25 protein-coding genes are annotated in these 25,672 nt (G+C 56.2%); 10 read left to right on the forward strand and 15 right to left on the reverse strand.

Annotated features, from left to right (window positions below; genetic code table 11):
- Positions 1-38: 38 nt before the first annotated feature.
- The gene (locus KOSB73_RS12730; protein WP_004871486.1) at positions 39-938 is read right to left on the reverse strand and encodes a DMT family transporter; all 900 of its coding nucleotides are present in this window, start codon (positions 936-938) and stop codon (positions 39-41) included.
- Between the two features lie 213 nt (positions 939-1,151).
- Between KOSB73_RS12730 and KOSB73_RS12735 the strand changes: the two genes are divergently transcribed.
- Entirely contained in the window at positions 1,152-2,243 is a 1,092-nt protein-coding gene (locus tag KOSB73_RS12735) for an iron-containing redox enzyme family protein (protein WP_004871485.1), read from the forward strand.
- On the opposite strand, the gene KOSB73_RS12740 is transcribed toward KOSB73_RS12735, so the two are convergent.
- From KOSB73_RS12740 to KOSB73_RS12760, 5 genes are all read right to left on the reverse strand, one after another.
- Complete coding sequence (locus KOSB73_RS12740) at positions 2,223-2,801, reverse strand: TetR/AcrR family transcriptional regulator (RefSeq protein WP_049085433.1); 579 nt, start codon at positions 2,799-2,801, stop codon at positions 2,223-2,225. The genes KOSB73_RS12735 and KOSB73_RS12740 overlap by 21 nt on opposite strands.
- Positions 2,802-3,235: 434 nt before the next feature.
- The gene (locus KOSB73_RS12745) at positions 3,236-4,201 is read right to left on the reverse strand and encodes an aminotransferase class IV (protein WP_004871480.1); all 966 of its coding nucleotides are present in this window, start codon (positions 4,199-4,201) and stop codon (positions 3,236-3,238) included.
- Positions 4,202-4,216: 15 nt separating this feature from the next.
- Entirely contained in the window at positions 4,217-4,996 is a 780-nt protein-coding gene (locus KOSB73_RS12750; protein WP_024359631.1) for an amino acid ABC transporter ATP-binding protein, read from the reverse strand.
- Positions 4,997-5,012: 16 nt separating this feature from the next.
- On the reverse strand, positions 5,013-5,678 hold the full coding sequence (locus tag KOSB73_RS12755) for an amino acid ABC transporter permease (protein WP_004871476.1): 666 nt from the start codon (positions 5,676-5,678) through the stop codon (positions 5,013-5,015).
- 13 nt (positions 5,679-5,691) lie between these two features.
- Positions 5,692-6,363 carry an amino acid ABC transporter permease gene (locus KOSB73_RS12760; RefSeq protein WP_024359630.1) on the reverse strand — a complete coding sequence of 224 codons (672 nt, stop codon included), beginning with the start codon at positions 6,361-6,363 and terminating at the stop codon, positions 5,692-5,694.
- A gap of 142 nt (positions 6,364-6,505) precedes the next feature.
- Between KOSB73_RS12760 and KOSB73_RS12765 the strand changes: the two genes are divergently transcribed.
- On the forward strand, positions 6,506-7,915 hold the full coding sequence (locus KOSB73_RS12765) for an MmgE/PrpD family protein (RefSeq protein ID WP_098140560.1): 1,410 nt from the start codon (positions 6,506-6,508) through the stop codon (positions 7,913-7,915).
- A 4-nt stretch (positions 7,916-7,919) separates the two neighbouring features.
- Here KOSB73_RS12765 and KOSB73_RS12770 read toward each other — a convergent pair whose 3' ends face one another.
- Entirely contained in the window at positions 7,920-8,744 is an 825-nt protein-coding gene (locus KOSB73_RS12770) for a transporter substrate-binding domain-containing protein (protein WP_098140561.1), read from the reverse strand.
- A gap of 518 nt (positions 8,745-9,262) precedes the next feature.
- Positions 9,263-9,475: a transcription antiterminator/RNA stability regulator CspE gene (gene cspE, locus KOSB73_RS12775; RefSeq protein ID WP_004131139.1), complete on the reverse strand. Its 213-nt coding sequence runs from the start codon at positions 9,473-9,475 to the stop codon at positions 9,263-9,265.
- Positions 9,476-10,142: 667 nt separating this feature from the next.
- Between cspE and KOSB73_RS12785 the strand changes: the two genes are divergently transcribed.
- From KOSB73_RS12785 to KOSB73_RS12800, 3 genes are all read left to right on the forward strand, one after another.
- Entirely contained in the window at positions 10,143-10,364 is a 222-nt protein-coding gene (locus KOSB73_RS12785; protein WP_004871463.1) for a cold shock domain-containing protein, read from the forward strand.
- A gap of 586 nt (positions 10,365-10,950) precedes the next feature.
- Positions 10,951-11,328 carry a RidA family protein gene (locus tag KOSB73_RS12795; protein WP_024359614.1) on the forward strand — a complete coding sequence of 126 codons (378 nt, stop codon included), beginning with the start codon at positions 10,951-10,953 and terminating at the stop codon, positions 11,326-11,328.
- A gap of 190 nt (positions 11,329-11,518) precedes the next feature.
- Positions 11,519-12,547 carry an LLM class flavin-dependent oxidoreductase gene (locus tag KOSB73_RS12800; protein ID WP_024359613.1) on the forward strand — a complete coding sequence of 343 codons (1,029 nt, stop codon included), beginning with the start codon at positions 11,519-11,521 and terminating at the stop codon, positions 12,545-12,547.
- Between the two features lie 43 nt (positions 12,548-12,590).
- Here KOSB73_RS12800 and KOSB73_RS12805 read toward each other — a convergent pair whose 3' ends face one another.
- The 5 genes from KOSB73_RS12805 to KOSB73_RS12825 form a co-directional block, all read right to left on the reverse strand.
- Positions 12,591-12,926 (reverse strand): gamma-glutamylcyclotransferase family protein, encoded by a 336-nt coding sequence (locus KOSB73_RS12805; RefSeq protein ID WP_049130210.1) that lies wholly within the window; start codon positions 12,924-12,926, stop codon positions 12,591-12,593.
- 107 nt (positions 12,927-13,033) lie between these two features.
- Positions 13,034-13,792, reverse strand: coding sequence for a thiol:disulfide interchange protein DsbG (gene dsbG / locus KOSB73_RS12810; protein WP_024359612.1), 759 nt, complete (start codon positions 13,790-13,792; stop codon positions 13,034-13,036).
- A gap of 44 nt (positions 13,793-13,836) precedes the next feature.
- The gene (locus KOSB73_RS12815; RefSeq protein WP_098140562.1) at positions 13,837-14,559 is read right to left on the reverse strand and encodes a DsbA family protein; all 723 of its coding nucleotides are present in this window, start codon (positions 14,557-14,559) and stop codon (positions 13,837-13,839) included.
- 7 nt (positions 14,560-14,566) lie between these two features.
- The gene (locus KOSB73_RS12820; protein WP_098140563.1) at positions 14,567-16,591 is read right to left on the reverse strand and encodes a protein-disulfide reductase DsbD family protein; all 2,025 of its coding nucleotides are present in this window, start codon (positions 16,589-16,591) and stop codon (positions 14,567-14,569) included.
- 46 nt (positions 16,592-16,637) lie between these two features.
- The gene (locus tag KOSB73_RS12825; protein WP_004871458.1) at positions 16,638-17,018 is read right to left on the reverse strand and encodes a hypothetical protein; all 381 of its coding nucleotides are present in this window, start codon (positions 17,016-17,018) and stop codon (positions 16,638-16,640) included.
- A gap of 888 nt (positions 17,019-17,906) precedes the next feature.
- On the opposite strand from KOSB73_RS12825, the gene leuO reads away from it, so the two are divergent.
- The 5 genes from leuO to KOSB73_RS12860 all read left to right on the forward strand — a co-directional run bounded on the left by leuO (position 17,907) and on the right by KOSB73_RS12860 (position 23,555).
- On the forward strand, positions 17,907-18,854 hold the full coding sequence (leuO, locus tag KOSB73_RS12840) for a transcriptional regulator LeuO (RefSeq protein WP_004871457.1): 948 nt from the start codon (positions 17,907-17,909) through the stop codon (positions 18,852-18,854).
- 283 nt (positions 18,855-19,137) lie between these two features.
- Positions 19,138-19,650 (forward strand): hypothetical protein, encoded by a 513-nt coding sequence (locus tag KOSB73_RS12845; protein ID WP_098066853.1) that lies wholly within the window; start codon positions 19,138-19,140, stop codon positions 19,648-19,650.
- A gap of 261 nt (positions 19,651-19,911) precedes the next feature.
- Positions 19,912-20,928: an iron ABC transporter substrate-binding protein gene (locus KOSB73_RS12850; protein WP_004871451.1), complete on the forward strand. Its 1,017-nt coding sequence runs from the start codon at positions 19,912-19,914 to the stop codon at positions 20,926-20,928.
- Positions 20,929-20,951: 23 nt separating this feature from the next.
- Positions 20,952-22,526, forward strand: a complete 1,575-nt coding sequence (locus KOSB73_RS12855) for an ABC transporter permease (RefSeq protein WP_024359607.1) — start codon at positions 20,952-20,954, stop codon at positions 22,524-22,526.
- Positions 22,527-23,555, forward strand: coding sequence for an ABC transporter ATP-binding protein (locus KOSB73_RS12860; RefSeq protein WP_049099658.1), 1,029 nt, complete (start codon positions 22,527-22,529; stop codon positions 23,553-23,555).
- Positions 23,556-23,565: 10 nt separating this feature from the next.
- On the opposite strand, the gene KOSB73_RS12865 is transcribed toward KOSB73_RS12860, so the two are convergent.
- Together KOSB73_RS12865 and hpxD are read right to left on the reverse strand one after the other, a co-directional pair.
- A complete protein-coding gene (locus KOSB73_RS12865; protein ID WP_004871448.1) occupies positions 23,566-24,534 on the reverse strand; it encodes a PDR/VanB family oxidoreductase in 969 nt (322 codons plus the stop codon).
- Between the two features lie 13 nt (positions 24,535-24,547).
- Positions 24,548-25,585 carry a molybdenum cofactor-independent xanthine hydroxylase subunit HpxD gene (gene hpxD, locus KOSB73_RS12870; RefSeq protein ID WP_004871446.1) on the reverse strand — a complete coding sequence of 346 codons (1,038 nt, stop codon included), beginning with the start codon at positions 25,583-25,585 and terminating at the stop codon, positions 24,548-24,550.
- Between the last annotated feature and the right edge of the window lie 87 nt (positions 25,586-25,672).

The raw sequence follows: 25,672 nt of genomic DNA on the forward strand, positions 1-25,672 counted from the left end.
TTCGGTTAATATGGATTACAATGTGGCGTTATTATTAATTAATGCGCCGCTGTTTTTTTAGCGAGTGAACAAATCGCGATCCCGGTCAAAATTAGCAGCGTGCTCAGTAAGTGATAGAGGTGCGGCTGGGTGTGTAAAAACAGAATGCTTAATATGCCGCCAGACAGCGGAATAATATGGGTATAAATTTCCCCGCGAGTGGCGCCAATGGCCGCGATGCCTTTATTCCAGAATAAGTAGGCCAGCCACGAGGGGAAAATAACCAGGTACGCCAGTCCGGTCAGGAAAGAGATATCGTGGTACGAAGCGAATGAGGTAGCGGGGTGCCGCCACAGCCAGAAAATCACCACCGGAAGCAGAATAAGGGCGCCGAGAAGCGAACTGACGGCGACGAAAGCGTTGGCGGGGATACGACGATCTTTGTTACGTAACAGAGAGCAATATACCGCCCAGCTTAGTGCGGACCCCATTGCCCACAGATCTCCCTGGCTGAAGCCTTTTAGCCCCTCTGCGCTGGTCAGGTTGCCGTGCAGAAGCAGCAGCAGGACGCCTGCGGTGCTAAAGAGCACTCCCCACCAGTTACGCGCCGACACCCGGTCACGGAAAATCAGCCGATTAATAATAAGCACCATGCAGGGGGTCGCAGACATGTAAATCGCTGCGTTCAGCGCCGAAGTCGACTGCAGGCCAATATAGAGAGTTAAGGGAAAACTTACCTGCCCGCACAGCGTTAAGATCAGCAGCGTTGGCGCATTTTGGCGAAACAGCAGCCGACTGTCGCGGATTTGCCGCTGATAGAGCAATACCAACAGTATCGCGGTCAACGCCCATCTCGCTTCGGTCATCAGGATCGGGTCCGCGCCCTGAACGAGAATATGCCCTACGACATAATTCCCTCCCCAAAACAGGGCCGCCAGCGTGAGTAACAGGTAAGGCATGCTGATTCCTTGCATCGCTTCGAACTGTACTAAATGGTAACTTTATTTTTTTTAATATATCAATTAAATTTTATTGTTATTTTGGGTTTTTGCTATTTTTTATTTAAAAAACAAATAATTAAAACTTTGTTACGCATGTGCAAAAAATCTGATTGCAGCATATATATCTGTACGATAACGTATCTATACCATGCTTTATACAGGGATAAATCGATGCGTAAGACAGAAAATGGTTTCACCGGGAACGAACCGCATTCCGCAATGGCCAGGCTCTCTCTGGATGACATGATTGATCAGCTTCTCCACAGCAACGCGCTTTCACTAAAACTTACGGCTAATCCGCTACTGGCCGACAGAGTCTGGTACCTGACTGAAAACACCTGCATCAAGGCTTTTACCGCCAACGACCCGCAGGCTAAAAAGCGTGCCCACGGCGCGCTGTTTAAACTGTACCAGGCTTGGCTGGCGGAGCCGCTATCGGCGGCGGCAAAAAACCAGTTCCATCCCTTGCTCTGCGGGATCAGAAGCTACATCGAGACAGAATGGCTTCGGGTGGAAAAAAAACGGTTCGCTTTCCCGGCACCTGCGCTTAACGCCGGCAATATCGTTGAGGAACTTCGTGACCTCTGTCAGAAACACCCGGCCTCGCACCATCCTCTGTTTGATTTTCTCGCTTCTTCCGCTTCCGCTACGCAAATCGACTATTTCTTCAAAAGCGATAGCGCGCTGAATCTGCTGTTTTTCGATCTGGTGGCAATGGGGCTGGTCGGTTCTCTGCCGGAAACGCGCGCAGAGATTGCCCAGAATCTCTGGGATGAAATAGGCCAGGGCAGCCAGGAGATCACGCACGTTAATCTGTATAAGGATTTACTGAAGCGAAGGGATATTGCGTTGCCTGAAAATCATTTCGCCCATCTGTACGACTGGCAGGGACTCGCTGGCTACAATGCGTTTATGTTGGGCGGCGTTAACCGTCAGCATTACTACAAATCGCTTGGCGTCATGGCGATGACGGAACTGTTGGATCCGCCGCAGTACCAGAAGCTGGTGACAGGTTGCCGCCGTATTGGGCTATCGGATCGCGACGTCCATTATTACTCAGAGCATATCGAGGTTGATATCGGCCACGCGGATGGATGGCTGAATAACGTTATCGTGCCGATCGGCAATAAAAATCCGGCTGCGCTGGAAGAGGTCTACTCTGGCGCAGCGCTGCGTCTTCAGACTTGCTGCGATTATTACGATTGTCTGCTGGAGGCGTTACGCACGCTCGCTGACCGCGAATCAGAGAGTACCGCCCTCTGAATAAATAAGCGCTTTTGCCGCGCTCCAGGCCGTTATACCGGGAGGGATCTCCCGGCATTCCGATGACTCGGCCTGTTGGGCGGCAATCGCGCCATCAATCAGCATAAGCATCATCATCGCCACCCGTTCCGCAGGCTCTGGTTTTAATAGTCCGATGAGGATGTCGCGGAAAAACTTGTAGAGGCGCGATTTAAACTGTGAACATATCGTCCGGATAGCGGGAGACGAGGTCCCGTATTCAAACAGGGCGCGGGTGAACATGCAGCCGTGAAAATCCGCACAGGTGAACCAGTTATTGTAGTATTCAAAGACGGCAAACAGCTTTTCACGCCCCGTGGGTTTATCCGCGGTAATGTCCTGCAGCGCCTGCATAAAATCACACTCTTTCTGCTGTAAAATATCAAGAATGAGCGCCTCTTTATCCGGATAGTAGCGGTAGAACGTCATTTTGGAGATGCCCGCATTCTCCGAAATCCGGTCAATACTCGGCGACTGATACCCCTCTTTGTTAAACAGGGACATAGAATGGCGGATAATTTCCGCTTGTTTTGGCTTCATACTGTTTCCCGTTGAATGCAGTAATACAGGGGGGCTCTGGTAGATAGCAGTCATCATTTGATATGGCGGGCGGGTATCGCAACGATGCAGGCGCAATGTTATCCCGATAGCCAATATCCATGCCCCTGCGGTGGGCGGCATGAGTGAACGCGTTGACCCATCAAAAACGTTCGTCGATTCTTACATCCGGCCTCGAAAAAAGCAAAAATCCTCAGACCATCTCAGTTGAGCATGAAGCAGAAATGCGCAGGCGTCGCTATTTCATGCCCCTTATGCCCTTCACGTTGCGCTCGGGACGGATAAAGAGATACCGGGGAGAAGCTAGCATCCCCCCCGAACAGGGGGTGATGTTTTTGTGATGCAAGTCATAAAATAACGCTCGGTTATTGTGATGTTATTTGCAGTCAATGGATTTGCACTTGAATCGACCCGCGCTATCTCTGCGGGTTTTTTTTCGTCCAGCGATTGTCGGCGGGCGGCGACTCCTCCTGCTGTAAATAGTCCTGATACCAGCCGCTGATGCGTTGGGTCACGGGATTTTCGTTGAGGTCGAAGCGCCTGCCGTCGAGCCTGCTTACCGGGGTAATACCTGCCAGCGTTCCGGTGACAAAAGCTTCGTCCGCAGTGAATGCTTCGGCAAGGGTAAAGGATCTTTCCTGTACGCCGAGGCCCTGCTGGCGCGCCAGTGACAAGATCGTGCGGCGGGTAATACCGTTAAAGCAGTACAGGCCGTTTGAGGTCCACAGCTCGCCCTGGCGTATGATAAAAAAGTTGGTGGAATTGCAACTGGCGACAAAACCATGAGGGTCCAGCATCAGCGCTTCATCTGCGCCGGCATCCAGCGCCTGCAATAGCGCCTGAATCAAATTCAGGCGGCTGTGGGAATTAAGACGCAAATCGAAAACATCCGGCGCGCTGGTACGATAGGTCGAGGTGAACAGGGCAAGGCCGCGCCGTTTGGCTTGTTCATCAACAACCTTATATTCCGCCACGCAGACGATAGTGGCGCCGCCGAGGATAAAGCGCGGGTCCTGATTTGGCGTGCGCTTTTTGCCGCGGGTGATCATGAGCCGCAGATGGGCGCCGTCCGTCATACCGTTGATCTTCAGCGTGTTGTACATAATATCGGTTAGCTCCTCAGGACTATGGCCGATATTGAGCTGGATAGCGGCTGCCCCGGCAAACAGGCGATCGAGATGCGCCTGAAGGGCGATCAGCTTGCCGTTTACCAGCCGCAGCCCCTCCCAGACCCCGTCGCCGCAGACGTAGCCGGAATCGAAAACGGAAACCGTGGCGCGATCGCGATGAACGAATTCGCCGTTGACGTACACTTGCACATTGTCGTTGCGCGTATCCTGCAGGTACGCCTGACTGCTTTGACCGGAGAGAGCTAAACTCATCATGTTTCCTTGCGGTTAAAATGCCCGTTCAGCGAAACGGGAAAGGAAGGCCTGGGTGCGCGGTTGGCGCGGATGGCGCAGCACCTCTTCCGCGGTGCCCATTTCATGAATCACGCCGTTTTCGATAAAAATCACCCGATCGGCGAAATGCCAGGCAAAGCCCAGCTCATGAGTGACCAGCAGCAGCGTCCGTCCCTCATCTGCCAGTTCACGGATGGTATGCAGGACTTCCCCCACGAGTTCAGGGTCGAGGGACGAGGTGGGCTCATCGAACAATATTATCTCTGGCGTCATTGCCAGGGCGCGAGCAATCGCGACGCGCTGCTGTTGACCGCCGGACAGGCTGCCGGGCCAGGCCTGATGCTTATGGCCGAGCCCCACTTTTTCCAGCTGCGCGCGGGCAATGCGCATCGCCTCTTCGCGACGCATCTTTTTCACCGATATCAGGGCTTCGCTGACATTTTGCAGTACCGTCAGATGCGGGAAGAGATTAAATTGCTGAAACACCATCCCCACGCGCTGGCGAACATCGCTCAGCTGTTTTTCGCTATAGCGCCGCTGACCGCGGCTGTCGATTTTACCGAGGGTAACGCCGTCCAGTTCTACGGTGCCAGCGCTGGGTATTTCCATAAAGTTCAGACAGCGCAGCAGGGTGCTCTTACCCGAGCCGCTGCCGCCAATGATGGCGATTTTCTCACCGGCATAGATATCTAAATCGATGCCCTGTAACACGCTTTGCGCACCAAAGCGTTTGTACAGGGCGCGTATCCGCATGACGACTTTTTTCTCTGACATGGCCTTTCTCATCAAATTAAGGATGTGGACGGTAGCGGCGCTCCAGTCGTGCCGCCAGGTAACTTCCGGGCCAGATCAGCACAAAATAGAGCAGGGCGACGACGGTGAAAATCTCCACCGGGCGATACCAGGTACTGCTTAGCAGCCTGCCCTGATACATCAGTTCATTAACCGTGAGAATCGAGGCCAGGGAGGTCACCTTCGCCAGTTCAATCATGCGGTTTGTCAGGGCTGGCAGCATACGGCGAAATACCTGCGGCAGGATGATGCGCCGTAGCATCACGCCCGGCGGCATGCCTAAGGCTTTTGCCCCTTCCCACTGTCCGCGTTCGATGGACTGTAGCCCGGCGCGAAAAATTTCGGTGCTGTAGGCGGCGGTGTATAGGGTTAACGCCAGCGCGGCGGCGCCAAAAGTGGAAAACTGAATGCCCACCAGCACCGGAAAGGCATAGTAGAACCAGATGAGCTGGATAAGCACCGGCGTATTGCGGAACACCTCGACAAAGGCGCTGGTAAGGGGATAAAAAAAGCGCGGCCCGCGGGCACGGACGACGCCAACGGCAAGTCCGAGCAGCGTGCCGACAATTCCCGCCAGCAGCCATAGCTCCAGCGTAACGCCCAGTCCCTTCAGCAGTACCGGCAAGTTTTGCCAGACAAGGGAAAAGTCCCACTGATAATGCATGGTTGTTCTCTCGTTAACGTGTGTCGGAGACGGCAAGGCGTCGTTCAAGCAGCCGGCTGCCCTGGCTGATAATCAGCAGCAGGGTGAAGTACATCACCGCGATGAGCGAATACACTTCCAGGGGCCGGTAAGTCTGACTGTTGATTTGCATCGCCTGATACAGCAGCTCGCTGTATGCCAGAGACGAAGCAAGGGCGGTGGATTTGAGCAGTTCGAAAGAACGCTCAAGGAAAGGAGGAATCATGCTGCGCAGCGCCTGAGGGAAAATAACCCGTCGGAGCGCGGTGGCGCGCGACATGCCCAACGCCTTCGCCCCTTCCCATTGTCCGGCGCCGATCGACTGGATGCCGCCGCGGTAAACTTCGGCATAAAACGCGGCCGACTGGGCGGAGAGCGCCAGTACAGCGGCAGCGAACGGCGAGAGCGTCAGCGGGCTGACGATTGGCAGAGCGTAGTAGATCCAGAAGAAGTGGACAATCGCGGGAGTATTACGATAAAAGCCGATCAGTATCAGCGCCGGCATACGGAAGAGCGTTAGCGGCGAGGCCTTCATCAACGCCAGCGCAATGCCGGCCAGCATGCCGAATAAAATACTGGTGACGCCGATCTGAATGGTACCCCACAGCCCCTCCAGCAACAGCATGCGATATGGCCAGATGGCGGCAAAATCCCATTGATACGACATAGTTCTGGAACCCCTGAAAAACGCAAAACGATGGTGATGGTTTTAGAACGACATCATCTTAGCAGTAGCGAAATGTGATAATTAAATAATAAAAACCATTGCTATTATCTCTTTTGGTTATAAATATTTACGCGAGAAAGCAATGCCAAACTTTGATTCTTTAACCGCTACGCTGGCGCGTTTTGCCGGCGAACTCACTCCGGCTGCGATACCGGCGTCGGTGAAAGCCAGGATCGCTCTGCATTTTATCGATAGCCTGGGCTGCGGCATTGCCGGCGGCGAAGACAGCGTGCTGCGTAAAAGCGCGCGGGTTATTCGGAGCCAGTACGCGACGGGCAGAAGCGTGGCGCTTGACGGTGGAACTCCGCTCTCCGCCAGCGGCGCCGCGTTCCTTAACGCCGCTGCGATAAACGCGCTGGATTATGACGATGGTTTTGAAGTCGCCGGGCGGGGGATGGGGCATCCCGGCGCCACGCTGGTGGCCGGGGCGCTGGCCGCGGTGGGCCAGGGTGGGCCGGTCAGCGGCGGGGCGTTGCTGACCTCTCTGGTGGCGGCCTGGGAAATCAACAGCCGCGTGATTATCTCTCAGCAGCCGAGTCCTGAAAGGTTTCAACAAGTGTATGGCGTGTGCCAGCACGAATCGCTGGGGGCGGCGGTGGCGTATGGTTTACTGCGCGGCTGCGATGCCGCGGGGCTGGAAAATAGCCTGGGACTGGCCGCCTCGTTAACCCCTTTGCCCACGTTGCATAAGTACAACTGGCAGGCGCGTCCACTGGTTTCGTTTAAGGATTACAATGCGCCGGCGGCAGAGGCCGGCGTACGCGCGGTGGAGCTACACCTCGCGGGAATAGTGGGGCCGCGCGCGATACTCGATGGCGAACAGGGGTTCTGGCGGATGTCAGGCTCCGACCGCTTTCAGCCAGAACGGCTGACAGAGAATCTGGCGACGCACTGGCAGCTCAGGCACGCCAGTTTCAAAGACTATCCGGTATGCCGTTGGATGCATACGGCGCTGGCGTCGTTTGAGCATCTGCTGGAGCGTATTCCGTCGGCAGAGTCGATTGAGCGGATACGCGTCTATGGGAGTTTCACCCTGGCGCGTTTTTTCGCCGACGCGCGTCCCGTCAGCAATACCGATGCGCAGTTCAGTCTGCTGCTGGCGATAGCCTGCCTGGCTTTTAAAATCGCGCGTCATCAGTGGAGCAGCGATCGGACGCGCGGCGCGGCGCCACTCCTTGCCTTTGCTGACCGGGTTGAAATTATCGCCGATGAGACCTTTGAACAGCTGATGCTGCAGCATCGCCGTCCCGCCGCGCGCGTGGAAATTGTGCTAAAGGGAAGGACGATCGCCGGAGAGCGTATCGACTTCCCGCCGGGGTGCGCAGAAAATCCGCTGCCGGAACAGCGGATCGTTGATAAATGCGTGGCCAACCTGTCATCACGCCTCAGCGCTCCGCGGGCAGCGCGGCTGATTGACGCTCTGCTGGATATGGAACGCTGCGCGGACATTGGCGCGGCAATCGCGCCGCTTCTGCCCGCGCCAGGAGATTAATCGCTCATTTCCACTCTTCTTTAATCACCGAGGGCACTTTGCTGATATCCACACCGCGTAGCTTAAGGGCGTCTTCATAAAACTGTTTGCTCTGTCCCGACTGGTAAATTTTGGCAAACTCTTCATTCAGAAAGTTGCGGAAGCGGGGATCGCTCTCTTTGCGCAGCGCGCCGCCGGTGCTGATGGCAATAATCGGTTTTGGCAGAATCAGGTTGCCTTTGTGCACTTTTGCCTGCTGCAGCGCCAGCGCCGGGTGAACGTACGAGAGGGCGTCGACGCGTCCGGCGTAGAAGGCTGCGACGCCTTCATCCATATTGGTAAAGCGCACCAGCTGCACTTTGGGTAATTTTTTGGTCAGTATCAGGTCCGGGCTGCTGCCGAGCGTGACGCCAATCTTAATATCCGGGCGATTGAGATCTTCCCAGCTCTCGGCCTTCACGCCGTCGCGGATCAGGACCCCCTGCGCATACCAGAGGAAGGGCTGGTCGGAAAAGTCGGCGGCTTTGCGGCGTTCATCGGTGGGGTCCAGCACCAGCATGGTATCAATCTGTCCGGCCTGCAGCGCGGCGACCGCATTTCCCCAGGTGGTTTCCACCGGCACCAGTTTTACGCCTAAATCTTTTGCCAGTACTTTACCCACGTTATAGCCAATGCCGTTCCACTGACCGGTGGCTGGATCTTTAAAATACCACGGTTCCCCCTGCGCGACGCCGACGCGTAATTCGCCCGATTGCTTAATATGATCCCAGGTGGACTCTTCGGCATGGCTGAAAAAAGGCGCGGCGGCGATCGCCAGCGACAATAGCAATCTATGAATTTTTCTTGGCATATTTTTACCCTGATGAGAAAGTCATTTCTGAAAAACAACGTATTACGCGAACACGATAACGGAGTTTGTTATCAGTGCATTATTATTTTTTGGTTTAACTCATGCCTGAATGTTATTTACTGATACCTAAGCTGTTTACTTAAATCATGGCGTGTTGCACATATTATTCATAACTTAATGCGCTATTGTTATAAGGTGTTTTATTTCCGTCGCCGAATTTAAAAATTTCGACCTGGTGGGAGTCATAGTTTGCGGGGGCGTTAAAATGGGGCAAGCTCGTTAAACAAGGTGGGGAAGATGAATTTCGTTGATTCAAATAGTGAAATAAAGACGCATTGTGATTTGGTCAGGAATTTCATCAGCGGCAGCCAATACAATAACCATCGGTTTTAACCCGCGGGATCCGTTGCCTCGCGACACAACGAAAAAACCCCGACATGATGTCAGGGTTTTTGAACTGGCGTGAGTCCATCATCAGCAGCGAAGCTGAAATCTACCGCCAGTGAATAAAGCGCAGCTTAGATGGCGTAGACGTTACCCGCTGAAGGGCCTTTCTGGCCATCTTCAATGGTGAATTCGACTTTCTGGCCTTCGTTCAGGGTCTTAAAACCGCCGCTCTGGATAGCAGAAAAATGTACAAACACATCTTTGCTACCGTTGTCCGGGGTGATGAAACCAAAGCCTTTCGACTCATTAAACCATTTTACTAAACCAGTCATTTTATTAGACATTGATAATACCTCAACATATCTGAGCCTTACGGCGAAAAAAGGTTTCGCACAGAATCTAATTAATAACGATAAGGAGACTCAAAAGGAAGAATTATCAACGGATAACACTTGAGATGAGGACTGCTTTACTAAACCGCTTTATTATGTCTGTGTACTTAACCGACCAATCATTAGTCACATACTTCACCGCGGATAGCAAGACTTATTTCAATTGATATTGCCGGGACGGAGACTAATACGGAAAGAGGGGGGAGTGATTCGCCAGCGCCTTGTTGATGGTTTAATGATAATAAAATCCATTATTTCATTGGGTTAGCCAAGGTTTTGGCTATGGTGACGTGGATAAATCTGGAGGGATGTTCTTTTATTTTTCCGAACAGGCTCACGCGGCGGTGAAGCTATATCATGAGTCGCAGCGCAATAAATTTAAGGCCATTTCTCATTATTTTATCCCCAGCGGGGCATCTGGACGGCTAAAATTTCATTTGCTTATTAATGGTATTTATGCATTAATGAAATTATTAATCCGAAAAAACGCATGAGCTTAAAAATTTTACCGGCCCGTTCTCATTACCAGGCGCTATCGCTGATACCCCCTTTCTTTTGAGTCCATACGTTTAATCCGACACGTTTTCTGTCAATTACCTGATGTGCAACTGGAGTCAGTATGTCCTCAAGAATTAAAGGTCTGGTCAAGTGGTATAATGAGTCAAAGGGATTTGGTTTCATTTCACCTCTCGATGGCAGTAAAGATATCTCGGTCCATTGCTCGGCGCTTCGTGGTGATAATTTTAATACCCTGTTTGAAGGCCAGAAAGTTGAATATGCCATACTCCATAGAGATGACAAGGGCCCTGCTGCCACCCACGTCACCCTGTGCGATAAATAACGATTTATAGCGTTACGGCCGCGATAGCGAAAGCCGTGCTGGCGATATCGCGACGGCCTGCCCCTGGATTATTCCTGCCTTATTCCATGCCCTGTCCCTGAGCATAACGATCGTCGCGTCGCGTACGGTTTTTCTTATCCGGCGATGCGGCAGAAATGCGTTCAACGGATTCTGGAAGCGAGTACAATTCACCTGTTTTTAGTCTGTGTTTAAATCCGATGACAGGGGATGGTGATGGTCAGACGCTTTTTGGTGTGTTTCTTCATGCTGTGCGCATGCTCAGCCTATGCCGCTAACGGCGGTAATGGCGGCGACGGCGGGAATGGGGATAACTCGGATGGGGGCAATGGCTCTGATGGCAGCGCGACCGCGTCTGGGCGCGATGGTTGCCCCGGCGGAACGCAGCCTGACTCGTCCGGAAAATTTTATCTTCCGGATACAAAAGAGCCGTGCAATCCGGGCAGGCAGGATGCCATGAAAAGCGCGGGCCATTAGCCAGCCGCTGTTTAGCGACTGGCTAATGAATGACGACAAGACCGCCGAACGAGTGAGGCAAGTCAGTTTCTTGTAAAATAAGGATATCGGTATGAGTCAGATAGTACGAAAAAATTACCCTGAACTGGGCGAGGTCAAGGCTCCCTACGTTCATTCGGTTAAGCACGGAAACACGCTTTATATTTCTGGGCTCACCGCGTTCGGTACCCGAGCGCAGCACGACGGTATTGCCGCCCAGGCGGAGGAGATTTTTACCCAGATACGAACCGTTGCCCAGGCCGAAGGCATCGATTTTTCGTCTCTTATCAAAGTCACGATCTTTATCACTTCTTTTGATGAGCTCGACGAGCTGCGCAAAGTGCTTTACCGGAACTACGGCGATTGCTTACCCGCCAGCTCGCTCGTTGAAGTCAGCCGCCTGTTTTCTGCGGATCTCAAAATTGAAATTGAGGCGATATTCGGCCTGTGAGCCCGTGTTTATCGCCCGGGCCGCGGTCTGTGGCGTCGCGCAGACTCAATCAATTTATTTGAAGCATTCGGTTAAACAAACGATATTTATTCTCACCTGGTTATGCGTAGAGTAGAGGCATAACGCGGCAGACACGTTTCATTATGCGCCACCTGCCGACGACCTCCCCGCCAACCAGGATACCCACGTCATGAAAAAGATTGGCTTTTTGTCATTTGGTCACTGGACGCCGTCGCCGCAGTCCGGGACGCGCTCGGCCGCTGACGCGCTGCTGCAATCCATCGATCTGGCCGTTGCCGCCGAAGAACTGGGCGCGGATGGCGCCTATTTCAGGGTGCACCATTTCGCCCGCCAGCTCAGTTCGCCATTTCCTCTACTGGCTGCGGTCGGGGCGAAAACCAAACGTATTGAAATAGGCACCGGCGTTATTGATATGCGCTACGAAAATCCCCTTTATATGGCCGAGGATGCGGGCGCGGCAGATTTAATTTCCGGCGGCCGTTTACAGCTGGGTATCAGCCGCGGCTCGCCGGAGCAGGTGATCGACGGCTGGCGCTATTTTGGCTATGTTCCCGGAGAAGGCGAAAACGAGTCCGACATGGCGCGCCGCCATACCGAAGTGTTGCTGGACGCGCTGCGCGGAGAGGGGTTTGCGAAACCTAACCCGCAGCCCATGTTCCCCAATCCGCCGGGCCTGCTGCGGCTTGAGCCTTATTCTGCAGGGCTGCGCGAGCGAATCTGGTGGGGCGCCGGTTCGAATGCGACGGCAAGGTGGGCGGCAAAGCTGGGGATGAATCTGCAAAGTTCGACGCTGAAAGACGATGAAACCGGCGAACCGTTCCATATTCAGCAGGCGAAGCAGATCCGCGCCTATCGCGAGGCCTGGGCAGAAGCGGGCCATACGCGCACGCCTCGCGTTTCGGTCAGCCGCAGCATTTTCGCGCTGATGAACGATCGCGACCGGATGTATTTCGGTTCAGGCCGTGACGAGAGCGATTCGATAGGTTTCCTCGACGAGAAGACTCGCGCCATTTTTGGCCGCAGCTACGCCGCGGAGCCGGACAAGCTGGTCGAACAGCTGAAGCAGGACGAGGCGATTGCCGAAGCGGATACGCTGTTGCTGACGGTGCCGAACCAGCTGGGTGTGGAGTATAACGCCCACGTGATTGAGTCCATACTGAAGCACGTTGCGCCGGCAATGGGCTGGCGCGACGTCTAAACCTGGGCTGAGCGACGCCCCGCAGACGCGGGGCGAAAGGGGATTACGCTGCGACCTTCGGCTGTAGCTGATAGATCCAGGCGGTCACGCGCTGACCGTCTTCGGTGGTAACGTCCACGGCAACGCGATCGTAGCCCTCTTCAAACGCATCCAGCATCGGCCAGTGGGCGCTAAGATTCGCGGACAGGAACAGATAGCCGTCGACCCGAGGCCCGTTGTTGTCGAGCACGATCCCCGGAAAATCCGCCGCCGCTCCCCAGCCGCGTTCATAAAACAGCCCCTTCACATAGCCGGGCTGCCACTCACCGCCAATGTTGTCCATAATATGGGCATTCGAGTGGCCCGGACGCAGCGTGCCGTAGACAAATAAGCGTTCCATTATTCCTCATTCATTCAAGCGTTGAATGCCCGGACGGGCAGCGTAAGAGTAAAAATACGCAGTCAGTCCTGGGTTAGCAAGGCGCCCCGCGGGACGCCCGCTCTGCATCAGGGCTCAGGCCCGAACATCTCCACCAGCTGCTTCTTATCGGGCATGCCGATCACCTGCTGGAGCTCGTTCTGTTCATTCATGTAATAGATAGCCGGCGTCGCGCTGGCGCCCAAATCATCCATCAGCTTTTGGTTATGCTGAAGAAGATTAAAGGTTTCGCGCGGCGTCACGCCGTCAAAGCGCGGGAGTTTTTTGCCGCCGGAGAGTTCATACTCTTGCCAGGCGGCTACCGGATCTTTGGCATTCAGGATTGCCGTGGCGTATTGGCCGCTTTTCGGGTTGAGAAAGGCAACCAGCAGGGTATTCAGCTGGACCTTACCGGCTTTTACCCACGGCTGCGCCGCTGACCAGAACGACTTGCAGTAGGGGCAGAACGGATCGGCGAAGACAATCACTTTTCTGGCAGCGGAATCAGCGCCTTCCTTGAGCGGCCGGGCATCGTTCAGCTTCTTCCACATTTCGCGGCCTAACGGGGTATAGATCGCTTCTTTGAAGTACCCCTCGCTGAGGTTTTGCCCTTTATCATCGTAAAGATACCCGGAAATAACGTGCTTCCCGTCCGGCGTCAAAAACAGGGTAACGCCCATATCCTGATACTGACCGACCCAGCCTTTCACGCCGCCGGGGGAATCTATCTCCTTAATAATTTTGATCCCTTGCTGTTCACCAAAATTTTTAACTATCTGGGGGATAGCCCCCTCGGCAAGCGCCAGGCCCGGCATCATCCAGGCCGCCAGCAGTAAAAAGTATTTCATCATATCGCCTCGCAATGCAGGGGGATCGCTCCCCCTGACGTGGGTTACTGTTTTTTCAGCGCGTCGCCGATTGTGGCATCAAATTGCTCCCAGGGGATCCAGCCTGAGAGCATCTCATCGCCGATAAGCGTGGCTGGCGTTCCCTGAATGCCAAGCTTTTCGGCGACAGCAAAGCTGCGCTTAATCGTCTCCAGGCTTTGCGCATCCGGCTGAGCCACAATGACCCCCGCCTTCTTTTTCGCCTGCTCAATGCTGACACTGTCGTGATACCCCTTTTTCGCCATCAGGATAGGGTTAAATTTAACAAACTGTTCAGGGTGCGTGCGCCACAGGGTGAGCGCATCCCTGGCCGCGGTCATTGAGCTCTCGGAGCGCCAGGGCAGAAACTTAAAGATCACCGCAACGTCCGGGTATTTTTCCACAATTCTCTCCAGATAGGGGTCAAACTTTTTACAATACGGGCAGTTATGATCGGTAAAGACGACCAGCGTCAGCTTCGGATTTTGCGCGCCGATTCGCGGTGAGTTGGGGTCGTGAAAGATAAACTCGCCGTCCTGCGACAGTACCTGCTTTAGCGATTCCCGTCCGGCCTGGGCATTCTGCCGATCGAGTTTTTCGGCCGCGGCGATCAAAATTTCAGGATGGCCGATTAGCGTCTCCTGAACCAGTTCCTGCACGCGGGCCTCCTGCGCCGGCGTAAGCGGCGAAGACGCCGCAGCCGTCAAAGATGCCGGGAGGAGAGCGAGGGTGAGCAGCGTTTTTTTCATCGTTAATTTAACCTTTGGCACGATTGAGGGCCTTGAGGACGGTTTGTTTATCGAGCAGCGGCGGCAGCATTTCTCCCTGCGGCTGGCCCGGACCGTAGACCTGGTTGAAGGGAATGGCGTAGCGATTTCGGCTCTGCAGGAAACGGGCGATCGGCTCAGAAGGCTTGCTCCAGTCGCCGCGCAGCGCCACGACATCGGGCTGAGCCAGCGCGCGGATGATGGCGGGCTGATTTAACACCCGGAGTTCATTCACTTTGCACGTTACGCACCAGTCGGCGGAGATATCGATAAACACCCGTTTGCCTTCAGCCCGCGCGCTGCGGATGGCCTCCTCGCTAAGGGGCTGCCAGCGAATTTGCTGAGCGTTAGCCTGCGGCGACGAGACGGTGGAACCCTGCGCTAGCAGACCGCGAACCTGAAAGCCGCCATACGCCGCCAGGGCGATAACCACCAGCCAGAAGGCGGGAGCCGTTCGCTGATGGGCGACTAACAAGGCGATCAGGGCCGCCACGGTGAGAGTCAACGTCATCACGACGCTGGAGGTCTCGCCGAGGTGAACGCCGAGCAGCGTCGTCAGCCAGAAGCTGGAAGCCAGCATCATGACGCCAAGCGCCATTTTCAGGCTGTTCATCCAGCGGCCAGGGCGGGGGAGCAGGGCGGCGGTTTGCGGGAACAGGGCGACGAACAGCCACGGCGCAGCCATCCCCAGCCCGAGCACCATGACAATCAGCCACAGCTCTTGAAGTGGGGCGGCAAGCGCGAAAGCGACCGCCGTGCCCAGGAAGGGGGCCGAGCAGGGCGTTGCCAGCAGAGTGGCAAAAACGCCCTCGCAGAAACTCCCCGCTATCCCGGCGCCGCCGGCGGTCGCCATCCGGCTAACGGCTGCCGAGGGAAGCAGCATCTCGACTATCCCGAACAGATTCAGCGCGAAGAGAAAGGTGACGGCAACCATTACGCCGATAAACCAGGGATTCTGGAACTGGATCCCCCAGCCCAGCGAGGCGCCGGTGAGCTTGAGTATCATCACCATCAGCGCCAGCAGGGCAAACGAGGTCAGGATGCCCGCGCTGGTGGCCAGAAAGCGCAGCCGGACCCTGCCCCGATCGGCCCCGGCCTGCAGCACCGCGCTGAGCTTCATGCCCATCACCGGCAACACGCAGGGCATCAGGTTGAGGATGACGCCGCCGAGCAGCGCGAAAAGCACTATTTTCCCGAGACTAACCGTCGCCGTTGGCGCGAGATCGGCGCCAGTCGTAAGGTTTATCTGCTGCGCTTTTTCGCCATTTGTCAGCACCAACGACAGTGCTTTTCCCGCCAGCGTGGCGGGTATTTCTCCCCATTCATCGGTGACCGGCACCGTCACCTTGAGGCGGTCGCCCTCGGCGCGAATCTCCGGATCGCCGGCCACAATCCCCCCGTCCATAGGGTCAAAATAGACCCCGGGATTTTTCCATTCGCCGGTCGTGGTCGCGGTGATGACCAACTGGCTACCGACCAGATGCGCGGCGAGATCGTTCGTCACCCCGTTATCCGCCGGGACAGCGCGCATGGCCCGGGCAAAGGCGTTCCGGAACTCGCCGTCCGCGGGCTGATTGAAATCGAGATGCAGCCGGTAGTCGGTCAGCAGACAGACGTTGCTGCAGGTCGACAGCGTAAGCGTGCCTTCCAGCACGTCTCCGGGGGCGGCGGCGATCGTCATCGGGATCGCCACCCGGTCGTGGTAGCCCTGGGTCGTCAGGCCGGAAATCTTGAATCTTGACGGGGCAGGCCAGTACCACCGCGCCCGTTCGCCGTTGTTCCAGATTATTTGCGGGGCGACGCCGCCTTCACCCGGTGAGCGCCAGTAGGTTTTCCAGCCGGAAGCCAGCTCAATAGAGAGCAGTCCGTCGATCCGATCTTTGCCTTTTTCCGCCTGGAAGCGGATCCGGGCGTGGTCGTGTTGCGGGGATGTCAGCCATCCTGTGTCCGCCCCGTGGGCAACGCCCGCGCAGGTCAGTAACAGGAAGACGAAGCCCCTGAAGATATTCAGCATTTTTTTCTCCGTGAATTAAAAAACTAATCGTCTAAGAACGATTTTTTCACTCACGGAAAACGCAGTTTTTGAGATGTATTCGCAGCGTGGGCGGACGAACGGGATCGTCCCGCAAAACCACCGGACGGCCCGCGGCGAGCAGCTGAAGCAGGGTAAGGAATAAAAGAACGGCCGGCAATGCGCCATCGAAGAAAAGCGGCTGCGTGCAGAGCAAGGATTTGGCGCTCAGCTGGCAGGGCGAAGGCCCTTGCTCAGCCTCCTCTGAAGAGGGCTGCTGGGCCTGTGCGCTGAGAACGCTCTCCTGCGCCTGGGCGCTGGCGTCCGCCAAAAAATGGTGCAGATAGGCCGCCCGCTGAACAAGGCAGAATGCCATGACGAAGCAGGTCAGTATCAAAAACCATTTACCAGGGAGCCGACGGTTGCGCATAGGGTACCAGGACATTTCAGAACCCGAGGATCATAAACAATCCTTATCAATGTACAAGGGGCTGGCGTGTAAGGTTTTGTCTGCATCCTCAACCTTGACCCGTATCGGCCGGCGCTGAGAGGGACGATTCAGATATTTCGTACATTTATATTATTTACTCCGTCCAACCGACTGGCTAGTATTCGCGTCGCTAATTGGTATCGGCACGCCACTGCTGAACTTTACTGATTAGCGCCTGACCGCCATTAGCTCATCTGGAAGAGCGAACGACATACGTTGTAGGGAACGGGGTTCGAGGCCTCGATGGCGGCCCAATATCGACTTAGCGCGTTAACAGAGCGCTTCCCGCTTCCGCACAATTTTATTTCGCCCACCGCCTTCGCCTCCTTCCGGCTATTGCTGCATATACGTGACTATTTTCTGTGAAATAATTTCTATTCTTTAGCCCCTATGCGTCATGGAAAGTTATTACCCGGTTTTAGACTCCCTGTAGCGGCAAAGGAATATCGGCGTTCTGCCTGATTCGCGATTTAGCTAAGCCCAGGCGAAAAATTTTAATGAGAATTTACTTATTAGGATTAAGTCGCGTATTTTTCAGAAATTTCATCACTTTTTATATGGTATTCTCCGCTGTTCAAGGAGTGAACGAAGGAAAAATGAATGCTTTACCGCTATGCCGTTTTCTCCAGAAAACATAATACGTTTCATATTCTTCTGCTGTTTACCATTTTGATAATAAGTTTCATACATTTGAGCGTGCTGCTGGAAACCGATAACACATGGCTGCTGGGGCCGATGGTGATTTATCTGCCTATTTTTTTCCTTTGGCGAAAGGTCTCAGTGTTACGCAGCAGAATCGCTGATTAATGTGCTGGTGGAGTTCCCTACATGAGTGAAAATACAACATCTAAACCAACCTCTGAACCGAAAGTCCTGCAGCCGGTATTGCGCAAAGTCGACCTCAACCTGCTGACTATTTTTGATACCGTCATGCAGGAACAAAGCCTAACCAAAGCGGCGCAAACGCTGGGTATGTCTCAGCCTGCGGTCAGCAGCGCGGTCTCTCGCCTGAAGGTGCTGTTTAAAGATGAACTGTTTGTCCGTAACGGCCGCGGCATTAAACCGACAGAGCGCGCCTTTCAACTCTTTAGCTCGGTTCGACGCGCGCTGTCGCTGGTGCAAAATGAGCTGCCGGACACGCTTTTCGACCCGCTTGACTGCGAACGTCTCTACACCCTTTGCGTCTGTAGCCCGCTGGATAACTACCTGACGCCGCTTATTTTTAACAAAATCAGCGAGATTGCTCCCAGGGTCAGTCTGTCCTTTAAATCTTCGCTAAGTCAGCAGGTGACAAATCAGCTGCGCTATCAGGAGGTGGAATTTGTTCTCGACTACAACAAATTCAATCATCCGGAGTTTACCAGCATCCCGCTGTTCAACGACAAAATGGTACTGGTCGCCAGGTGCAACCATCCGCGTATCGCATCGCCGCTGAGTGAGGAGGATATTTATCGCGAGCAGCACGCTACCGTCGCGCTGGATCGCTACGCCTCCTTCAGCTCCCCCTGGTACAGTTCTGAAGAGCAGCAGGCGTGCGTCGCTTTTCATGGTAACGCGATGGTCAGCGTGTTGAGCGTTGTGTCGCAAACCAATATGGTGGCTATCGCGCCGGAGTGGCTGGCGCAAGAGTTTGAAGAGCAGTTTGGGCTGCAGCTGCTGCCGCTGCCTTTAGAAATGGACAGCCGCACCTGCTATCTCTCGTGGCATGAAACGGCGGGCCAGGAGAGAAGCCACCGCTGGATGGCGGAACTGTTGATAAAAATTTGTCAGCGCTAAATCCACCTCATAAATACCTGGTCAGACGCCAGGTATTTTATTATTAACGATCAACTCCTGTCCTGAAAATTAATTAAATACCCCATTTTATTCTTGTTCATCAGACAATGAAGACCGGAATAAATACGCTGTATTACTAAAATTAGCCCGCCAGAATTTCATTAAAATATCTCTTTGCAGAAAATCGCGCATTTCTCCGGCAGAGCCAATCGGCGGTTTCTATACTCTTATTATCCAGCCGGGCCGACGCCTGAACCAGGGGATGATGTTGATGCGCAGAAAAATGATCAAGCCTGCGGTGGCTGCCGCCGCGCTGTTGATGTCGTCGACGGCCCTACGGGCGGATGAAATCAACCTTTATTCGGTTAATACCGGCTCCTGGATATACCACCTGTCGAATAACCACGGGCAGTACACCGAAGGTTTTGACAACCAGTTTGCCTCCGTTGAACGCAAGTTCTCCGAAGATTCTCCGTACAGCCTGCTGGCCGGAACGATGAAAAACAGCTTTGACGATCGCTGCATCGCGCTCGGGGTACGCCGCGACTGGGCCTCGCTGGGCAACGGCTGGGTATTTAAGGGAATTTATGGCTACGTTGGCGAGTTTTTCTTCTCGGCCTTTGAGCACTGCGGCGACCATGGTTCTTACAAGGATTTTAAAGATGCGACCGGTATAGGCTTTTCTCCCTATATTTACCATGGATTTCAGTACAACTTTACCGATTATTTCGGCGTGGAAAGCGGAATTATTCTTCCCGCCGTCTTTGTGGTGAGCGTGCAGTGGAGTTTTCGCTAACGCAGTGGCCAAAGCCCGCCCGCAGTGGGATTTTGAAGGCAGTGTAAAATAAAATTAAGCTGTCTTAAGGTTATTTTAATGTTCATCGCGGCGGTTATTTTTTTATAGCATTTTCCCCGCCTGGTGCCGCCCGCGCGCAGTATATTTCTCTTTTTTCATTAGATGGTAATTGTTTGCATTATCATTCACATTCCTCTGTGATTTAATCCCTGCCGACCGGCTGCCAGTTACCCTTTGCCCACCTCTATTAAGGATTAGCGTATGCGTTTTCGTCTGGTGTCTTATTGCTCCGCTGCATTGATGGCTTCTTCCGCGTTTATTGCTCCGCAGGCGCTGGCGGCGGCCAGCAGCGACGGGATTGTGGTCTACAACGCGCAGCATGAAAACCTGGTTAAGTCATGGGTTGACGGTTTTACCAAAGAGACCGGCATTAAAGTGACGCTGCGTAACGGCGGCGATAGCGAGCTGGGGAATCAACTGGTGCAGGAGGGGACGGCGTCCCCGGCGGACGTCTTTCTGACGGAAAACTCCCCGGCGATGGTGCTGGTGGATAACGCGAAGCTGTTTGCGCCTCTGGCGGCCGAGACCCTTCAGCAGGTCGCCCCGCAGTACCGCCCTGAGCACGGCCGCTGGATAGGCATTGCCGCCCGCAGCACCGTATTCGTCTACAATCCGGCGAAAATCAGCGAAGCGCAGCTGCCGAAGTCGCTGATGGATCTGGCGCAACCGCAGTGGAAAGGGCGCTGGGCCGCTTCGCCATCCGGCGCGGATTTCCAGGCCATCGTCAGCGCGATGCTGGCGCTGAAAGGCGAGCAGGCCACCCTGGCATGGCTTAAAGCGATGAAAACCAATTTTGTGGCCTACAAGGGCAACAGCACGGTGATGAAAGCGGTGAATGCCGGTCAGATTGATGGCGGCGTTATCTATCATTACTACCGCTTTGTCGATCAGGCGAAAACCGGCGAGAACAGCAAAAATACCCGTCTCCACTACTTTAAAAACCAGGATCCTGGCGCTTTTGTCAGCATTTCCGGCGGCGGCGTTCTGGCCTCCAGCAAACATCAGGAACAGGCTCAGGCCTTTATCAAGTGGATCACCGGCAAGCAGGGGCAGGATGAGCTGCGCACCAATAACGCCTTTGAATACGCCGTTGGCGTCAACGCCGCGTCTAACCCGAAGCTGACGCCGCTGCAGGCGTTAGAGGCGCCGAAGGTTGAGCCGTCTTCGCTGAACAGCAAAAAAGTGGTCGATTTGATGACCCAGGCTGGCCTGCTGTAATCGTCCGTTAAAGTGAATACGCTATGTCTTCTCTGAGTTTCGCGCTCGGAAAAAAAGCCCAACGCCTGCCCGAGCGCAGGCGTCCTGCTTTTCCGATGATCGCGTTAGCCGTTCTGTTTTCTCTGCTGGCGCTCTTGCCGCCGGGTTTTGTTATTGCCGTGGGGGTCGATACCGGCTGGGAGACAATCCGGGCGCTGGTCTTTCGTCCGCGCGTCGCTGAGCTGTTGAGCAACACCCTGTGGCTTATCGCGCTGACGGTACCGCTGTGCATTGCGCTGGGCGTTGGCCTGGCCTGGCTGACGGAGCGCACGCTGCTGGCGGGGCGGCGGCTCTGGTCGGTGCTGGCGGTTGCGCCGCTGGCGATCCCGGCCTTTGTGCAAAGCTACGCCTGGGTCAGCGCGGTGCCGGCAATGCACGGCCTGTCTGCCGGGGTGTTTCTTTCGCTGCTGGCCTATTACCCGTTTATCTATATGCCGGTTGCCGCCGTTCTGCGGCGGCTGGACCCGACGCTGGAAGATGTTGCCGCCTCATTAGGTACGCCGCCGTGGCGGATCTTTTTCCGCGTGGTTTTGCCGCAGCTCAGGCTGGCGATATGCGGCGGCGCGCTGCTGGTGGCGCTGCATCTGCTGGCGGAGTTCGGCCTGTTCGCGATGGTCCGTTTCGATACCTTTACCACCGCCATCTATGACCAGTTCCAGTCAACCTTCAGCGGCCCGGCGGCGAACATGCTGGGCGGGGTGCTGGCGCTTTGCTGCCTGGCCATTTTGCTGCTGGAAGGGGCGTCGCGGGGGAAGGCGCGCTATGCCCGCATCGGTTCGGGCGCCGCGCGCGAACAGCAGCGGCAGCCGCTGGGCCGGCTGTCGGCGATCCCTCTTCAGCTCGCGCTGCTGACGCTGGTGATGCTGGCGTTGGGCGTTCCGCTGATGGTGCTTTGCCGTTGGCTCTGGCTGGGCGGCGTGGAAAACTGGATGAGCGCCGACCTGTGGCTCTCCCTGCGGCAAACGCTGCTGCTCGGCGCGGTGGGCGCGCTCCTCACCACCGCCTGCGCAATTCCCATCGCCTGGCTGGGCGTTCGCTATCCGCAGCGTCTTTTTCGTCTGCTGGAGGGGTGTAACTACATGACCAGCTCGCTGCCCGGCATCGTAACGGCGCTGGCGCTGGTGACGGTCACCATTCACTATGCGCGTCCCATCTATCAGACCGAGGTCACGCTGCTGCTCGCCTGGCTGCTGATGTTTATGCCCCGGGCGCTGGTCAACCTGCGGGCCGGGATCGCGCAGGCCCCCGTCGAGCTGGAAAACGTCGCCCGCAGTTTAGGCCGCAGCCCCGGCCGGGCGCTGTGGAGCGTCACCATGCGGCTGGCGGCGCCGGGCGCGGCGGCGGGGGCGGCGCTGGTGTTTCTCGGCATCACCAATGAATTGACCGCCACGCTGCTGCTCTCGCCACTCGGCACCCGCACGCTGTCGACCGGCTTCTGGGCGCTGACCAGCGAAATTGATTATGTCGCCGCCGCCCCTTACGCGATGCTGATGATTCTGCTTTCGCTGCCGCTGACCGGCATTCTCTATATTCAGTCGAAAAAAATCGCAGGCCTGTAAATGCTCGAACTCTCCTCAATCTCAAAATCTTTTGCCGGTACACGGGTGCTCGAAAACCTCAATCTGACGGTGGCCGCAGGCAGCCGTACGGCGATCGTTGGCCCCTCCGGCTCCGGTAAAACCACGCTGCTGCGGATCCTCGCGGGTTTCGAAACGCCGGATAGCGGGCGGATTGTCATGCAGGGGCGCACGCTGTTTGCGCAGGGGACATTTATTCCCGCCCACCTGCGCGGGGTGGGCTACGTGCCGCAGGAGGGCGCGCTGTTCCCCCATCTGAACGTCGCGGACAATATCGCCTGGGGGCTCGATGGCAGTCGCCAGGAGAAATCCCAGCAGGTAGCGGCGCTGATGGAGAGGGTCTCGCTGGACAGCCAGCTGGCGAACCACTGGCCGCACGAAATTTCCGGCGGTCAGCAGCAGCGCGTGGCCCTGGCGCGCGCGCTAGCGCAGCGGCCCGCGCTGATGCTGCTAGATGAGCCTTTTTCCGCCCTCGATACCGGACTGCGCGCGGCCACGCGTAAAGCCACCGCCGATTTGCTGGCGCAGGCCGGCGTCGCGTCGATTCTGGTCACCCACGATCAGAATGAAGCGCTCTCCTTTGCCAGCCAGGTCGCGGTGATGCGTCAGGGGCGTTTTGCCCAGGTTGGTACGCCGTATGAGGTCTACAGTCACCCGGTTGATGAAGAGACCGCGCTTTTTCTCGGCGATGCGCTGGTGCTGCCCGCCGAGCTGCGCGGCGGCCGCGCGCGCTGCGCGATAGGTGAACTCTTAACTGACAATCCGCAGGCCGTCGGACAGGGAAGGGTGATGCTGCGCCCCGAGCAGCTGGTTATTTCCCCCTGCCGGGCGGATGACCCGCAGCTTACCGTACGCGATGTGGACTTTAGCGGCCATCTCTCGACGTTAACCCTGACGATGCCCGGCCGGAGCGAGCCGCTGATCGTCAAAACCGTCAGCCAGCCGTTATGGCGGCCGGGGGCGGCGGTACGCATTGAGGTGGTGGGCGAGGCGCGGGTTTTCGCCCGCTAGCGGCGCCGGTCTATAAATCAATGCACAGATTCGCCGATCGGCTGCGCGAGCAGCACAGGGCGATCTGCTGCGCGCTGGCGGATTTCTCCGCCTCCGACTGTACGGTGTCGCGATGGTCGACAACCCCCTCGATAACCGGCGTCAGACAGGCGCCGCAAATCCCCATCTCGCAGGAGAGCGGGACGGCGACGCCGTTTTCCTGGAGCACCTGGGCGATAGTTTTATGCGGGGGCACCGGCCACCGCTCTCCCGAGGACGCCAGCGTCACGCTAAAGGTTTCTCCCTCCTCAGCGCCGGCTGGCGCGGCGATGGGCTGAAAGGCTTCGCTATGGATTAGCGTGTCCGCCCAGCCCCGTTCCATAGCGGCCCGACGCGCGGCGGCCATAAATCCCTCCGGCCCGCAGAGATAAATCGGATATCCGGTATGCGTATTGTTCAGCGCGGCGGCTAAATGTTGCCGGGCGCTGTCTCCTTCGCAAGAGCAGTGAATCACCACGCTTTCGGCGCTGAACCGCCGCTGCAGTTCGCGGACAAACGCCCCCTGCGCGCGGTTTTTCAGGTAATAGTGCAGGGTAAACGGCACGCCTTCCGCCTTAAGCCTGAGCGCCATCGCGTACAGCGGCGTAATGCCGATCCCAGCCGCCAGCAGCGTCACCCGCTCCGCTGTGCGTAAAGGAAACAGATTGCGCGGGGGAGAAATCAACAGCGTCTGGCCGGGGCGCAGCTGCTGATGGATATAGCGCGAGCCGCCGCGTGACGCTTTCTCCAGCGCCACGCAGATCAGGTAGCCGTCGTCAGGGCCGTCCGGGCCGGTCAGCGAATATTGGCGGATAATGCCGCACGGCAGATGCACATCAATATGCGCGCCGGGTTGCCAGGCGGGGAGCGGTCGGCCGTCCTGCGCCACCAGCCTGACGGCGAGGTTCTGGCTGCCCTGGCGCCAGATACCGTCAACGATAACCTCTATTACATCGCTCATAATGGCTCTCCGCTTAAACGAGGAAAAAGTCGCCGAAGCCCATTTTTTTCAGCCCGCGGCGATAGGCGATGGAGCTGCGATCGGCGGGGATATGCGCTTCGAGCGTTAAATCCAGCGGCAGTCTCTCCGGGCGCTGGGTCTCTACCATCAGGCGATCTTCCTCAAAGACGCGCAGGTTAAAGGCGTGAACATCCTCTACCGGCACGTGCAGATCGAAATTACGCGCGATGGGCGCGAACATGCGGGTGATCCGTGAGGAAACCGGCGAGGCGGCGTTCATAATCACCAGCCGGGCCTCGCCGGGAAAATGAATCGTCAGGGTGGCGGTAAACGGCAGATGCATCTCGAAATGGCGCAGCCACTGGAAGCCTTCCGGCGCGCGAAACTCGGAGCTGGCGGGATAGTTGCCGACTGAACTCCAGTAATCGGCGATAAAACCAAACGCCGTCTCCTGCGGGTTGTAGTTCGGCACCACCTGGTTATCCGGGTCGGCGAAGGTCTCGGTGTGGATCCAGGCGAAATGGGCGACGTCCAGAAAGCCCTCGACCTGGCGGCCCGCAAAGCCGTTGACCTCAAAGGCCGGGCAGTTGATTTGCTGAAAGCCGTCGTCGTGCCAGTGCGGCATCACCGGCAGCGGCATCGGATTCTCCGGGTCGAAGGCCAGGCAGGTCCAGATCAGGCCATAGCGTTCCTCAACCGCAAAGCTGGTGAGGTTGAGCTTCGCCGGTACCGGCTGGTCGGGGCTGGACGGGATACGGTTACAGCGGCCATCTTCGCCGAAGCGCAGGCCGTGGTACGGGCAGACGATCCCTTCTTCGTCGTGAAAACCGAGCGTCAGCGGCACGCCGCGGTGGGGACAGACGTCGCGAGCGACCACCACCTGGCCCTTGATACGATAGATAACCAGCTGTTCATCAAGCAGGGTGGCTTTTACCGGCGCGGGGCCGATATCGCAGGCGCGGGCGACCGGATGCCAGCATTTCGCCAGGCGCAGCCAGTCCTCGGGCTCAAAGGTGCAATGGGCGGGCGGGGTAGGTTGTGGTTTGTTCATGGCTTCTCTTCCTGCTCACAAAAACATTTGTTTAATTGTTGTGAGTTTATTGTTGCCATATTAGGGTGTTGACATCCATCAGCAAGA

Origin of the sequence: Klebsiella grimontii (assembly GCF_900200035.1) — a bacterium.
In the GTDB taxonomy this organism is placed as follows: Bacteria; Pseudomonadota; Gammaproteobacteria; order Enterobacterales; family Enterobacteriaceae; genus Klebsiella; species Klebsiella grimontii.

What these genes read in the sequence shown, in the direction of transcription:
- KOSB73_RS12730 (WP_004871486.1), bottom strand. Translation starts at nt 938, where the DNA reads ATGCCTTACCTGTTACTCACGCTGGCGGCCCTGTTTTGGGGAGGGAAT.
- KOSB73_RS12735 (WP_004871485.1), top strand. Translation starts at nt 1,152, where the DNA reads ATGCGTAAGACAGAAAATGGTTTCACCGGGAACGAACCGCATTCCGCA.
- KOSB73_RS12740 (WP_049085433.1), bottom strand. Translation starts at nt 2,801, where the DNA reads ATGAAGCCAAAACAAGCGGAAATTATCCGCCATTCTATGTCCCTGTTT.
- KOSB73_RS12745 (WP_004871480.1), bottom strand. Translation starts at nt 4,201, where the DNA reads ATGAGTTTAGCTCTCTCCGGTCAAAGCAGTCAGGCGTACCTGCAGGAT.
- KOSB73_RS12750 (WP_024359631.1), bottom strand. Translation starts at nt 4,996, where the DNA reads ATGTCAGAGAAAAAAGTCGTCATGCGGATACGCGCCCTGTACAAACGC.
- KOSB73_RS12755 (WP_004871476.1), bottom strand. Translation starts at nt 5,678, where the DNA reads ATGCATTATCAGTGGGACTTTTCCCTTGTCTGGCAAAACTTGCCGGTA.
- KOSB73_RS12760 (WP_024359630.1), bottom strand. Translation starts at nt 6,363, where the DNA reads ATGTCGTATCAATGGGATTTTGCCGCCATCTGGCCATATCGCATGCTG.
- KOSB73_RS12765 (WP_098140560.1), top strand. Translation starts at nt 6,506, where the DNA reads ATGCCAAACTTTGATTCTTTAACCGCTACGCTGGCGCGTTTTGCCGGC.
- KOSB73_RS12770 (WP_098140561.1), bottom strand. Translation starts at nt 8,744, where the DNA reads ATGCCAAGAAAAATTCATAGATTGCTATTGTCGCTGGCGATCGCCGCC.
- cspE (WP_004131139.1), bottom strand. Translation starts at nt 9,475, where the DNA reads ATGTCTAATAAAATGACTGGTTTAGTAAAATGGTTTAATGAGTCGAAA.
- KOSB73_RS12785 (WP_004871463.1), top strand. Translation starts at nt 10,143, where the DNA reads ATGTCCTCAAGAATTAAAGGTCTGGTCAAGTGGTATAATGAGTCAAAG.
- KOSB73_RS12795 (WP_024359614.1), top strand. Translation starts at nt 10,951, where the DNA reads ATGAGTCAGATAGTACGAAAAAATTACCCTGAACTGGGCGAGGTCAAG.
- KOSB73_RS12800 (WP_024359613.1), top strand. Translation starts at nt 11,519, where the DNA reads ATGAAAAAGATTGGCTTTTTGTCATTTGGTCACTGGACGCCGTCGCCG.
- KOSB73_RS12805 (WP_049130210.1), bottom strand. Translation starts at nt 12,926, where the DNA reads ATGGAACGCTTATTTGTCTACGGCACGCTGCGTCCGGGCCACTCGAAT.
- dsbG (WP_024359612.1), bottom strand. Translation starts at nt 13,792, where the DNA reads ATGAAATACTTTTTACTGCTGGCGGCCTGGATGATGCCGGGCCTGGCG.
- KOSB73_RS12815 (WP_098140562.1), bottom strand. Translation starts at nt 14,559, where the DNA reads ATGAAAAAAACGCTGCTCACCCTCGCTCTCCTCCCGGCATCTTTGACG.
- KOSB73_RS12820 (WP_098140563.1), bottom strand. Translation starts at nt 16,591, where the DNA reads ATGCTGAATATCTTCAGGGGCTTCGTCTTCCTGTTACTGACCTGCGCG.
- KOSB73_RS12825 (WP_004871458.1), bottom strand. Translation starts at nt 17,018, where the DNA reads ATGCGCAACCGTCGGCTCCCTGGTAAATGGTTTTTGATACTGACCTGC.
- leuO (WP_004871457.1), top strand. Translation starts at nt 17,907, where the DNA reads ATGAGTGAAAATACAACATCTAAACCAACCTCTGAACCGAAAGTCCTG.
- KOSB73_RS12845 (WP_098066853.1), top strand. Translation starts at nt 19,138, where the DNA reads ATGATCAAGCCTGCGGTGGCTGCCGCCGCGCTGTTGATGTCGTCGACG.
- KOSB73_RS12850 (WP_004871451.1), top strand. Translation starts at nt 19,912, where the DNA reads ATGCGTTTTCGTCTGGTGTCTTATTGCTCCGCTGCATTGATGGCTTCT.
- KOSB73_RS12855 (WP_024359607.1), top strand. Translation starts at nt 20,952, where the DNA reads ATGTCTTCTCTGAGTTTCGCGCTCGGAAAAAAAGCCCAACGCCTGCCC.
- KOSB73_RS12860 (WP_049099658.1), top strand. Translation starts at nt 22,527, where the DNA reads ATGCTCGAACTCTCCTCAATCTCAAAATCTTTTGCCGGTACACGGGTG.
- KOSB73_RS12865 (WP_004871448.1), bottom strand. Translation starts at nt 24,534, where the DNA reads ATGAGCGATGTAATAGAGGTTATCGTTGACGGTATCTGGCGCCAGGGC.
- hpxD (WP_004871446.1), bottom strand. Translation starts at nt 25,585, where the DNA reads ATGAACAAACCACAACCTACCCCGCCCGCCCATTGCACCTTTGAGCCC.